This is a genomic window from Plantibacter sp. lyk4-40-MEA-4 (assembly GCF_030209415.1).
Taxonomy (GTDB): domain Bacteria; phylum Actinomycetota; class Actinomycetes; order Actinomycetales; family Microbacteriaceae; genus Plantibacter; species Plantibacter flavus_A.
This window is the reverse complement of record NZ_JARVSA010000002.1, coordinates 492,935-505,075: the sequence shown is the minus strand read 5'-3', so window position 1 is coordinate 505,075 and position 12,141 is coordinate 492,935. Positions and strand designations below refer to the sequence as shown.

The following is a 12,141-nucleotide window of genomic DNA, read 5'->3' as shown; positions in this document are numbered from 1 at the left end:
CGTGTGCTCCGTGGAACCACGAAGGGGGCGGCGCGCATGAGGATCCGAACGGTGGTCGCCCGGGTGCCGGTCACGATCGCCCTGGTGCTGGTCGTCCTCGTCGTGGGTGTCGTCGAGCGTGGCCTCTGGGAGTCGACGACGGCGCAACCGTGGTGGGACGCGGTCGCCTACGGCCTGCCAGCCTTCGAGGTCGGGCGCTGGTGGACTCCCGTCACCGGGACGTTCCTCGTCGTGGAGCCGTGGGCCTACGTGTTCGCGGTGATCGGGTTCGCCTGGGTCGGCCTGCTGGAGTGGTGGCGGGGATCGAAGGCCGCGCTCATCACCTTCGCCGCCGGTCAGCTCGTCGCCGTCCTCGCCACCGCCGGGTTCCTCTGGGCCGCGAGTCAACTGCCCTGGCCGTGGGCGACGAGCCTCGCCGGGATGCTCGACGTCGGTCCCTCCGGCGGGACGATGGCCTGCTTCGCCGCGTGCGTGTCGCTCTTCGCCTCTCCGTGGCGGCAGCGGGGCTGGATCATCGTCGCGTCCTACGCCGCGATCGGGGTCCTCTTCATCGGGTCGCTCGCGGACCTCGAGCACGCCTTCGCGGTGCTCTTCGTCCTCGCGGTGAACCGTTCCTTCCGCATCCAGCGGGCCAGTGTGCGCGAGCGCCGACTGCTCGCGTTCACGACGAGCGTGGCTCTCGGCGTCGTCCAGATCGTCGCCCTGCTCGTGCCGACCAACGGCCCGTTCGGCCCGACCGCTCCGGCGGAGGGCCCGTGGCTCGACGTCGCGATCGACACGGTCGTGATCATCCTGGTCGCCAACGGCCTGCGGCTCGGTCGTCGCTGGGCGTGGGTGCTGAGCGTCGTCTGGGCGATCCTCAACGTTCTGGTCGCGGTCCTGTACCTGGCGCTGTCGCCGCTCGATCCCGCCGACCTCCCGATCGACTGGGGCGACACCGACGTGTTCCTGGCGACGTCGGTGCTCTGGCTCGCCTTCCTCGTCTACCTCGTCGCGACCCGCAGCGCGTTCTCATCCCACCGACGCCGACAGCTCGGCGTCGGGCGCAAGCAGCAGCAGGACCTGCCGTCGGCGGACGACGCCCGCGCGCTCATCCGGACCGAAGGCGGCGGCTCGCTCTCCTGGATGGCCACGTGGGACGGCATGGAGTACTTCCGCACCTCGGTGGGCCTCGTGCCCTACCAGAAGCACGCCGGTGTCGCGATCGTGCTGGCCGACCCGCTCGGCCCACCGGATCACCTGCAGGCGAGCGTCGCGGAGTTCGTCCAGGCGGCCGAGCGCGACTCCCTCATCCCGTGCTTCTTCAGTTCCAGCCAGGGGACGAAGGACGCGATGCCCGAGGGATGGCGCGACCTCATCATCGCGGACGACACGATCGTCGACCTTCCCGGTCTCGCGTTCACCGGCAAGGCCTGGTCGAACATCCGCACGGCGCTCAACAAGGCCGAGCGCGAGGGGATGGTCTTCCGGATGAGCACCTATGGCGCCGAGACGTGGGGCGTCCGACAGCAGATCCGTGCCATCTCCGAGGGCTGGGTCGGCGACAAGGGGCTGCCGGAGATGCGGTTCACCCTCGGGACCCTGCAGGAGGCCGACGACCCGGAGGTCCGCCTGGCACTCGCGATCTCGCCGGACGGCGACGTCGACGGCTTCCTCAGCTGGCTCCCGGTCTTCGGCCCCGACGGCGAGCACCGCGGATGGACGCTCGACCTCATGCGGCGCCGCGAGGAGGGCTTCGGTTCGGTCATGGAGTTCCTCATCGCCTCCTCGGCCAAGGTCTTCGCCGAGGAGGGAGCGCAGATCCTCTCGCTCTCGGGTGCGCCGCTCGCGCACCGGGTGGAGGACGACGAGGGCCGCATCGCGCACCTGCTGGGTCAGCTCAGCGGCATCCTGGAGCCCGTGTACGGCTTCTCGTCCCTCCACCGGTTCAAGCAGAAGTTCAACCCGCGATCGGAGCCGATCTACCTCCTGTACCGCGACGAGGGCGACCTCACGCGGATCGCGGCGGCGCTCACCCGTGCGTTCCTGCCGGACGCGACCCTCCGGCAGTTCGCCGGCGCCGGCATCGACATGCTCAAGCGCGACTGAGCGAGGCCGGCCCTCAGGCGGTGTCGCCGCCCGGGAGTCCCGCTGCGCCGAGGTGTGTCGCCCCGCGGGACCGCGCTCGCTGCTCGGCGAGGGCGGCGGCGAACTCCGTCTCCCAGTCGGAAGCGACCTCGATGCCGAGGCGCCCGGCCTCCTCGATGGTCAGCTCCTTCGGGAAGCCGTTCGTGTCGGACAGCCGGAACACGTCGTGTCCCGTCATGACCCGTCCGGCGTACCCCTGGACCATCTGGAGCCCTGCGCCCAGCGTGCGCCGGAACGACTGCTCCTCCTTGACGAGGACGGCGACGACCTCGTCGCGGGCGGCGGCCACCTCCGGGTAGTCGTCGGCGTACAACCCGGCGATGACGGGCACGATCTCGCCGAAGAAGTTCTCGTGCAGATCGAGCGAGAGCGCCAGCCTGATCGCCCGTCGGAGCAGTCGTCGCATAACGTAGCCCTGCTCCTTGTTCGACGGACGCACACCGTCGACCGCGAGGAAGGTCGCCCCGCGGAGGTGGTCGGCGATGATGCGCATGGCAGCGGTCTCATCCTCGTAGCGTCTCCCGGTGAGCTCCTCGAGGCGCGCGACGATGGGCCAGAGCAGCGAGATGCGGAAGACGTCGTCGGAGTCGATCGACGCGGCGGCGATGCGTTCGAGGCCGCCGCCGAAGTCGACGTTGCGTCTGGCGAGTTCCTCGAACGAGCCGTCCTCGCGCCGTCGGTACTGCATGAACACCTGGTTGCCGATCTCCATGAACCGTCCGCCGTCGCTCGCGGGATGCGCGAGGCCGTAGGACGGGTCCTGAAACTCGGGGCCGAAGTCGTAGAACACCTCACTGTCGGGGCCGCACGGGTCGCCGATCGGGGTGCCCTCGAGTGACCCGCCGCGGGACCACCAGTTCTCGCCGCCGTCGTAGAAGAAGATCCGCTCACCGGGCCGCACCCCGCGGGCGTCGCCGTCGGCCTGGGAGCCGATCTCCGCGATCCCGTTGGAGACGCCGCGCTCGGCGAACACCGACGCCCAGATCGAGGCGGCCTCGTCGTCGCGCGGGATGCCGTTCGCGGGATCGCCGATGAAGCAGGTGACGGAGATCCGCTCCGGATCCAGTCCGACGACGTCGACCAGGAAGGTGAAGAACTGCCGGATCTGCGTCTCCTTGAAGTAGTCGCCGAGCGACCAGTTGCCGAGCATCTCGAAGAAGGTGGTGTGCCGGTTGTCGCCGACGTCCTCGATGTCCTGGGCCCGCACGCACGGCTGGCTGTCGGTCAACCGCCGTCCGTCGGGGTGATCCTCACCGAGGAGGAACGGCAGGAGCGCCTGCATCCCGCTGCCGTTGAAGAGGGTGCTCGTGTCGCCGCGCGGGACGAGCGGAGCCCGCTTGATCAACGCGTGGCCGTTCCGTTCGAGGAAGTCGAGGTAGGCGTTCCGGATGTCGTGGGCGTCCATGCCGACACGATTCCAGCTTTCCGGTCCGAGGGGAAGCCGCTGGGCGCGGCGACCCGACTCAGTCCGCGTCGTGGAGTGACCGCAGGGCGGTCACGACGTCGTCGTGCCAGCGGCGGGCCGCCGGGAGCACGCCGCCGAAGATCGGGGTGTCGTGCGTCGCGCCCAGGTACATCGTCCCGCTCGCGTCGACGCCGTCGGCCCGGAGCGCGGCGAGGTAGGCCGCACCGTCACCGCGGAGGGGGTCGTACTCGGCCGTGAGGATCACGGCGCGGGGGAGGTCCGCGTGCGACCGGGCGAGGAGGGGCGACGCGTGCGGCTCCTTCGCCTGACGTCGGTCCAGGAGGTAGGTCTTCGCCACGGAGCGCAGCTCCTTGATCGCGAAGATCCTCGGGATGCCCATCTCCCGCACAGGACGGAGGTCGATGTGGCCGCCGGTGAGGTCCGTGACCGGCACCTCGAGCAGCTGGAGTCGGATGGGCAGCCGGCCGCGTTCACGGTTCGCGAGCGTGAGCGCCGCCGCGATGCTGCCGCCGGCGGACACCCCGGCGACGGCGATCCGCCCCGTGTCGATCCCGAGCGTCGTGGCCTGGGCGAACAGCCACTCGAGCGCCGCGTGGGCCTGTTCCAGCTGGGTCGGGTACCGGTGCTCGGGAGCGAGCGCGTAGTCGACGGCGGCGATGACCACGCCGGCGTCGGCCGCCCGACGACGGAACCCCGCGTCGGTCGTCGGGTAGTCGATCCCGCCGATGCGGAACGCCCCACCGAAGAAGGACAGGACCGCGGGCACCGCCTGGTCTCCGTCGGCCGTGGGCGGGTGATAGAGCCGGATCCGGACGTCGGGGAAGCCGGCGACCGGGATCGTGTGCTCCTCGATGCGCAGCTCCGGGCCCGGGACGCCGACGGTCGCGAGCTCCTTCTTGTCCCAGTTCCGCGCGGCCTTGCGGTGCTGTGCGCGTGTCTTCTTGCGGCGGGGTGCGGCGGTGGTGGCCTTCGCCGTCGGGCTCGAGGGCTTCGCCTTCGGTCCGGTGGCCTTCGGGGAGGTCGCCTTCGGGTCCGCGGCGGGAGCGGGCTTCGGGCGCGCGACGGTGGTCGTCTTCGGCCGCAGGAAGAAGGCCTTCGCCTGCTCGAGTGCGGTCGAGATGAGGTAGGCGCGGTGCGTCCGCGCTCGTTCGACGAAGATCGGGTCGAGAGGCAAACGACTCACCTGCCTTGCTGCTCGGATGGGCGGATCCCAGCAGTCTAGGCGGGCTCGGCAGACGACGACCGTGGCTTGCCCGATCGATCCTTCCGCGCGGCTTCACCTCCTGTTCACCGGGAGGCCCGGCCCTGTTCGGGTGCCGCTCGTAGCGTGATCACACGTACGGCACACAGCAGTGCCCGCGTCGGTCACTCGCGGTTCCGCTCCACCGGAGCCACGCGCGGAGCGGGCGGGTGCATCGGTCCTTCTGAAAGGTACGTCCCAGCACATGAAGCTCTCCCTCACCCGCGTCGCTGCGCTCGGCGCCGCCGCCCTCCTCTCGATCGGCCTGGCCGCCTGCTCGAGCGCCAGCGCCACTGACACCGGTTCAGCCGCGGCCGGGACCTTCGCGGTCGACGACCAGACCCTCGTCTTCGGCGTCGTCCCCGACTCGGTCGACACGCAGACGAATTACCAGCCGCTCATGGACTACATCGCCCAGGAGACCGGCAAGAAGGTCGAGTACCACGAGTCGACCGACTACGCGGCCCTCATCGAGGCGGCCGTCGCCGGCAAGATCGACGTCGCGTCCTTCTCTGGGTTCACCTACGTGACCGCGCTCAACAACGGGGCCAAGATCACGCCGATCTCGTCGATCATCACCGTCGAGGGGCAGGAGCCGGGCTACTACTCCGAGGCGATCGTCCCGAAGGACTCGTCGATCACCAAGATCGAGGAATTCAAGGGCAAGAAGGTCTGCTTCGTCGACCCGTCCTCGACGTCCGGGTACCTCTTCCCGAGCTACAACCTGCTCGAGGCCGGCATCGACCCCGAGAAGGACATCACCCCGGTCTTCGCCGGCAAGCACGACGTCTCGGTGACGAAGACCGCCGAGGGCGTCGAGTGCGAGGCGGGCTTCGCCGAGGACTCCGAGGTCGAGAAGAACGACGGCGTGAAGGTCATCGACCGCACGATGGTCCCCGGTGCGCCGATCGTCGAGTCCGACTCCCTGCCCGCCGACGTGAAGGAGAAGCTCGAGAAGGCCCTCTCCGAGGTCACGATCGACCAGATCATCGACTCCGGCGTGAAGAGCGCCGACAGCGACGCCTTCCGCGCGACCTTCTACGGCACCTCGCCGGTCGACGACGCGTACTACGACACCATCCGCGACATCTGCAAGAAGACCGACGCCAAGCAGTGCCAGGCCTGATCTGAGCACCGGCACCGCCCTTCGACAAGCGGTTCCTGAGCTTGTCGAAGGGCAGTGACCGGTGCTCCGGTTCCCGGTCACCGAGCCCGTCGCGGTTCGACGTCCGCATCACCACCAACCTCACGAGAGGCAGCAGTCATGAGCGTCACCGAGCAGCAGGCGCGTCACACCGCACCCGACGGAGCGGAACCGCTCGTGCGTCTCCGCGGGGTCACGAAGCGCTTCGACAGGACGGTCGCCCTGCAGCGCGTCGACCTCGACATCCGTCGCGGTGAGATCGTCGTCCTCCTCGGCCTGTCGGGATCCGGCAAGTCGACGCTCCTCCGTCACCTGGACGGTCTCGAGCGGCCCACCGCCGGGTCCGTCTCGGTCCTCGGCGACGAGGTGCCGGCCCTCGGGCAGCGCGCCCTGCGCCGGCTCCGCGCCCGCGTCGGGTTCGTCTTCCAGCAGTTCGAGCTGGTCCCGTCGCTCACCGTCCTCGAGAACGTCCTGACCGGTTCGCTGGCGGGCGTCCGCGGACCACGTCTCGGCATCCTCGGCTACGGCCGCAACCTGAAGATGAAGGCGCTCGGCCACCTCGACCGCGTCGGCCTCCTGGAGCGCGCCTACCAGCGCGCCGACACCCTCTCCGGTGGTCAGCAGCAGCGCGTGGCCATCGCCAGAGCGCTCATGCAGGACCCCGAGATCCTGCTCGCCGACGAGCCCGTCGCCTCCCTCGACCCGGAGTCGAGCGAGCAGGTGATGGCCCTCATCCGCGAGATCGCGATCGACCGTGGACTCACCGTCGTGTGCAGCCTGCACCAGGTCGACCTCGCGCTCTCCTGGGGCGACCGTATCGTCGGTCTCCGGCACGGCGAGGTGGTCCTCGACACCACGACCGACGGCCTGTCGAAGACCGAGGTGATGGAGATCTACGGCCGGGTCGCGACGAGCACCCGTGAGCTGCAGGCGATCGCCGTGGAGTTGGAGACCGACGAGCTGCTCGGCGACCCCGACGACGACCTCCGCGGCCTGCTCGGCGTCGAGGAGCGCGTGGGCGAGGACGAACTCCCCGACGAACCGGAGTGGGAGTTCGACGCCGATGTCGACGGCCGCGAGCCCGACGAGCTCCGTCGACCTGGCAGGACCCGCTGATGGTCGTCACCGCGCCCGCGAAGACGGCACCGCCCGCCGACCGCCCGCCCGGACTCTCCGGACCCGTCCCGGTCGGTCGGCTCCGCCCGCAGACGATCGCCGCCGTGCTCACGCTCGTCGCGCTGCTCGCGTTCTCGGTCTACTCGCTCCTCGAGGTCGGGATCTCGATCCCGAACATGGTGGCGAGCTGGGGCAACGCGGTCAACTTCTTCAACCGGGTGGGGACGATCACGTTCCCGCCGGCCGGGGAACTGTTGTCGCTCACCGCCCTGACCCTGGGGATCGTGATCTCCGGCACCGTCCTCGCTGCGGTGCTCTCGATCCCGGTCGCGTACCTCGCAGCCGCCAACACGACCCCGGGACCGGCCTGGCGCGCAGTCGGTCGGTTCATCGGCGTGCTCAGCCGTGCCGTGCCGGACGTCGTCATCGCGATGATCCTCGTGCTCATGTTCTCGCTCGGCTCACTGCCCGGCATCATCGCGATCGGGCTGCACTCCGTCGGCATGATCTCGAAGCTCTTCGCGGACGCGATCGAGCAGGTCGACGAAGGGCCGCGACTCGCGATCCGGGCGGCCGGCGGCTCGAAGCTGCAGGAGTTCACCTCGGGCGTCCTGCCGCAGGTCCTCCCGTCCTGGGTGGCCACGGTCCTCCACCGCGGCGACATCAACCTGCGCGGTTCGGTCCTCCTCGGCTACGTCGGCGTCCTCGGCCTCGGCCGTGAACTGTCGCTCGCGTTCAAGTCACTCGACTACTCGCTCGGCATCGGATTCGCGATCGTCATCTTCGCGCTGTGCGTCGTCATGGAGATCGTGTCGAGCACCGTGCGCACCGTGATGCTCGGGGTGCAGCCGACCGGACGCGGACTCGGTGACCGCGTCGTGCGTCGGGTGGCTGCGGGTCGGGACGCGCGTCGCGCGGTGAATGGGAGCAGTCGGACGACCGCTGCTCCGAGCGCCGAGTCCCGGATCGCCGCTGCAGCGAAGCGCCCCTGGACGCCGGCCCGCGTCCGCGACACCGTCGGTGCCTGGCTCGCCGTGGCGGTCGTGGTCTGGGGCGTCGTCGTGTCGGACATCCAGTGGGGCGACCTCGTGACGTTCTGGGCGAAGGCGCCCGACGTCCTCGCCCGTCTCTGGCCGCCGTCGTTCGGCATGCGCACGACGGAGCAGATGGTCGAGGCGATGTTCGAGACCGTCGCGATCGCCTTCGCGGCGACCCTCATCGCCCTCGTCTGCTCGATCGTCATCGGGTCCCTCGCCGCACGGAACGTCGCCCCGAACCGTGGTGTCCGCACCGGCGCCCGGTTCGCGCTCGTCGGCATCCGCGGCATCCCGGAGCTCATCCTCGCGATCCTGCTCATCGTCGTCACCGGGCTCGGTGCCCAGGCGGGGACGCTCGCGCTCGGCATCTGCGGGATCGGCCTCCTCGGCAAGCTCATCGCCGACTCCTTCGAGGAGGTCGCGCCCGGACCGGAACGGGCGCTGATCGCCGTCGGTGCGACCCGACCGCAGGTCTACGCCGCCGCGACCCTCCCGCAGGGGGCCCGCGCACTGGTCGGGCACACCTTCTACACGCTCGACACGAACATCCGCGCCGCGACCATGCTCGGCATCGTCGGCGGAGGCGGCATCGGCTACTACCTGATCCAGGCGGACCAGGGCGGGAACTACGACCAGGTCACGGCCATCGTGCTGATGATCCTCGCGGTGGTCCTCGTCGTCGAGGGCATCGCCATGTGGATGCGGAGGGTGTTCTCGTGAACGGACGACGGATGAGCGGCGGGGTGTCGGCGGCGCGGGTCGGCCTCGGCGTCGGCTCGCTGGGTGCTTCGGCCGATCGCGCCGACGTCGTGATCGTCGGAGCCGGCATCGTCGGGCTGTCGGCGGCGCTCGCCGCCGTTGACGCCGGTGCCGAGGTCGTGGTCGTCGAACGCTCGGCCGAAGCCCAGGGCGCGTCGGTCCGCAACTTCGGCCACCTGGCGGCGACGCCGCAGGCCGGGCTCGCCTCGCGCCTCGCCGCGCGTTCGGCCGAGATCTGGCAACGACTCGAGCAGGACGCGGGGCTGTGGGTCCGGCGTTCGGGCACGCACGTGGTCGCCCGGCACCTCGACGAGCTGCGCGTCCTCGAGGACTTCGCGGCGTCCCGTGCCCAGGCGGGTGCCGCAGCCGACGTCCGCCTGTACGACGCGGCCGAGTTCCTGCAGCAGGTGCCGATCAGCGCCGACGACGTGGTGGGCGGCGCCTGGCTGCCGCGCGACCTCCAAGTGAACCCGCGCCAGGCGCTGGGCGCCGTCACGGCGTACCTGGAACGCCGCGGTGTCGAGTTCCGACGCCGGACGACCGTGACCGGACTGCGCTCCGGCTTCGTCGACACCAGCCGCGGCGTCATCGCCGCAGGCCTCGCCGTGGTCGCGGTGAACCACGACATCGACACGCTCCTCCCCGAGCTGGCCGAGCGGGCGGTCGTCCGTCGATGCGCGCTCGACATGGTCCGGGTGCGCGCCGAGCTCCCGATGCCGATGCCGGCGCCGCTCCTGACCGGGTGGTCGCTCCTGCGCTACGCGGGATTCGCCGACTCGCCCGCCATCCCGGCACTCCGCGAGCGACTGCAGCAGGACCACCCCGGGCTCGCTTCGCTCGACGTCAACCTCATGGCGACCCAGCTGCCGGACGGGTCGATCATCCTCGGCGACACCCACAGCCGCGGCGAGGCGGTCTCCCCGTTCCAGTCCGAGCACGCCTTCGACGAACTCCTCCGGGCAGGAAGCGCGCTGTTCGGGACGAGGCTCGACGTCCTCGAACGCTGGCAGGGCGTCTACGCCACCGCCCCGGAGGAGCTGCTCATCGACGAACCGACCCCGGGCGTCCGCGTGGTCGCCGCGACGACGGGCATCGGGATGACGACCGGACCCGCGCTCGGCGAGCTGGCCGTCGCCGAGCACCTCGGCCCGACCTTCTCGCCCGCGCAGCCGACCAGCATCCGTGCCGCATCAGCCCACCTTCAGAAAGGCCTCTCGTGACCAGCATCGATCGACCCCAGCAGGACAGCACCGCGGCGCCCGACCTCGACGACGTGGAGACCGACCTCGACGACCTCGACGAGCTGGAGGACGGGTTCGACGACGCACACGAGGACGACCTCCTGCTCGAACTGGTGGTCCTGGACCTCGCGGGGACGACGGTCTCGGACGACGGCGTCGTCGAGGACGCCTTCCGCGTCGCCGCCGAGACGATCGGGATCGACACCGAGGACGCGCTCGACGCGGCCATCGAGCTCGTCCGCGACACGATGGGCCAGTCGAAGCTCGACGTGTTCCTCATGCTGACCGACGGCGACGAGGCTCGAGCCGCTTCCGGCAACGCCACCTTCGAAGCGGCCTACGAGCGCCTCGTCGGCGAGGGGCGCGTCGAGGCGATCCCCGGAGCCGAGGACACGGTGCGGCGGCTCCGCGAGCTCGGCGTGGGGGTCGTGTTCACCACCGGGTTCGCCCCGGCGACGCGCGACGCACTCCTCGCGAGCCTCGGGTGGTCCGAGCTCGCCGACGACGCCCTGTCACCCGCCGACGCCGGCCGAGGGCGTCCAGCGCCCGACCTGCCGCTGACGGCGCTCCTCCGGTTCGGAGCGAGCGCCGTCGACACCGTCGTCGTCGTCGGCGACACGGCAAGCGACATGCTGTCCGGGGTGAACGCCGGCGCCGGGCTCGTCGTCGGGGTGCTCACCGGAGCGCACGACGAGGAGACGCTGCTCGCGGCGGGCGCCGACGAGATCATCACGAGCATCGCCGAGCTGCCCGCGCTCCTCGGTCTCGACTGAACGACCGACCGACCGGGGGGAACCATGCACACGACGCTCACCGCGCACGCGGGCAACGACGTCTTCATCAGACCGTCGCCGATCGCGATGGTCTGGCAGGGGCCCGGGCGCCCGCACCAGGCGATGGCGGTGCCCGGGGTGACGCTCGGGCCGGGGGACGTCCTCGTCGAGGTGGAACTGGCGACCGTGTGCGGCTCCGACGTGCACACCGTCCTCGGGCACCGTGACGCCGCCACACCGCTCGTCCTCGGGCACGAACAGGTGGGACGCGTCGTCGCGGTCGGGGGACCGGTCACGGCGGTGGACGGCACCGTCCTCGTCGCTGGGATGCGGGTCGTGTGGTCGGTCGTCGTGAGCTGCGGCGTCTGCGACCGCTGCTCCGCCGGGCTGGAGCAGAAGTGCCGCCGGCTCGCGAAGTACGGGCACGACCGGGTGCACCGCGGGTGGGAGTTGAGCGGTGGGTTCGCGACCCACGTCGAACTCCTCGAGGGCACGGCCATCGTCGTCGTGGGGGAGACGCCGCCCGCCGCCGTCTTCGCGCCCGCGTCCTGCGCGACGGCCACCGCGATCGCCGCACTGGATGCGGCCGGGCACGACCTGCCCGGCACGGCGGTGCTCGTGACCGGCGCCGGGATGCTCGGGCTGACCGTCGCGGCCATGGCGGCCGATGCCGGGGCACGCGTCGTCGTGAGCGATCCGGACCCCGCCCGCCGGCTGCTCGCCGGCCGTTTCGGGGCCATCGCGACGGTCGACCCCACCATCGGCGCCGCCGAGCACCTCGACGCCGCACACCTCGCGGCGGGTGTGGAGGGCTTCCCCGTCGCCATCGAGATGTCCGGCGACGCCCGTGCCGTGGACGCCGCCATCGCGTCGCTGTCGATCGGTGGAACAGCTGTCCTCGTCGGCAGCGTGTCGCCCGGTGCGCCGCTCGGCATCGACGCCGAACGCATCGTCCGACGCCTCCTCACGGTGCGCGGGGCACACAACTACCGACCGCGGGATCTGGCCCGCGCGGTCGACTTCCTCACCGGTGCGTGGCGTCGGTATCCGTTCGCCGAACTCGTCGGCCCGGAGTTCCCCTTGCAGGACGTCGACGACGCGCTCGCCGCAGCCGCGTCGGGCACCTTCCCGCGCGTCGGGGTACGACCCTGAACGGACCACGGGGTGCGCTTCGACCTGGCGCGGATCGTCCGATGAGCCAGGCGGGGTCCCGACGACGGCTCGGCGACGTCCCGCCAAGGCGGCGTGACCCCTTCGGGCGCCCCCATTCCGGGGGCC

Annotated in this window: 9 protein-coding genes; 7 read left to right on the top strand and 2 right to left on the bottom strand. The window is 71.0% G+C overall.

Annotation, left to right across the window (positions count from 1 at the left end; translation table 11 throughout):
- Window positions 1-36: 36 nt before the first annotated feature.
- Window positions 37-2,088 carry a bifunctional lysylphosphatidylglycerol flippase/synthetase MprF gene (locus QRN44_RS04420; protein WP_285038378.1) on the top strand — a complete coding sequence of 684 codons (2,052 nt, stop codon included), beginning with the start codon at window positions 37-39 and terminating at the stop codon, window positions 2,086-2,088.
- A gap of 13 nt (window positions 2,089-2,101) precedes the next feature.
- On the opposite strand, the gene QRN44_RS04415 is transcribed toward QRN44_RS04420, so the two are convergent.
- Together QRN44_RS04415 and QRN44_RS04410 are read right to left on the bottom strand one after the other, a co-directional pair.
- Complete coding sequence (locus tag QRN44_RS04415) at window positions 2,102-3,532, bottom strand: alanine--tRNA ligase-related protein (protein ID WP_285038376.1); 1,431 nt, start codon at window positions 3,530-3,532, stop codon at window positions 2,102-2,104.
- 58 nt (window positions 3,533-3,590) lie between these two features.
- Window positions 3,591-4,736 (bottom strand): alpha/beta hydrolase, encoded by a 1,146-nt coding sequence (locus QRN44_RS04410; RefSeq protein WP_285038374.1) that lies wholly within the window; start codon window positions 4,734-4,736, stop codon window positions 3,591-3,593.
- 262 nt (window positions 4,737-4,998) lie between these two features.
- Between QRN44_RS04410 and QRN44_RS04405 the strand changes: the two genes are divergently transcribed.
- The 6 genes from QRN44_RS04405 (at window position 4,999) to QRN44_RS04380 (ending at window position 12,015) form a co-directional block, all read left to right on the top strand.
- Window positions 4,999-5,919 carry a phosphate/phosphite/phosphonate ABC transporter substrate-binding protein gene (locus QRN44_RS04405; RefSeq protein WP_121291602.1) on the top strand — a complete coding sequence of 307 codons (921 nt, stop codon included), beginning with the start codon at window positions 4,999-5,001 and terminating at the stop codon, window positions 5,917-5,919.
- 138 nt (window positions 5,920-6,057) lie between these two features.
- Window positions 6,058-7,053, top strand: coding sequence for a phosphonate ABC transporter ATP-binding protein (gene phnC / locus QRN44_RS04400; protein WP_079001426.1), 996 nt, complete (start codon window positions 6,058-6,060; stop codon window positions 7,051-7,053).
- Window positions 7,053-8,810, top strand: coding sequence for a phosphonate ABC transporter, permease protein PhnE (phnE, locus tag QRN44_RS04395; RefSeq protein WP_285038371.1), 1,758 nt, complete (start codon window positions 7,053-7,055; stop codon window positions 8,808-8,810). Before phnC ends, phnE begins: the two co-directional genes overlap by 1 nt.
- Window positions 8,807-10,069 carry a TIGR03364 family FAD-dependent oxidoreductase gene (locus tag QRN44_RS04390; protein ID WP_285038370.1) on the top strand — a complete coding sequence of 421 codons (1,263 nt, stop codon included), beginning with the start codon at window positions 8,807-8,809 and terminating at the stop codon, window positions 10,067-10,069. Before phnE ends, QRN44_RS04390 begins: the two co-directional genes overlap by 4 nt.
- On the top strand, window positions 10,066-10,863 hold the full coding sequence (locus QRN44_RS04385) for an HAD family hydrolase (RefSeq protein WP_285038369.1): 798 nt from the start codon (window positions 10,066-10,068) through the stop codon (window positions 10,861-10,863). The genes QRN44_RS04390 and QRN44_RS04385 overlap by 4 nt, the downstream gene beginning before the upstream one ends.
- 24 nt (window positions 10,864-10,887) lie before the next feature.
- On the top strand, window positions 10,888-12,015 hold the full coding sequence (locus QRN44_RS04380; RefSeq protein WP_285038368.1) for a zinc-binding dehydrogenase: 1,128 nt from the start codon (window positions 10,888-10,890) through the stop codon (window positions 12,013-12,015).
- Window positions 12,016-12,141: the final 126 nt, after the last annotated feature.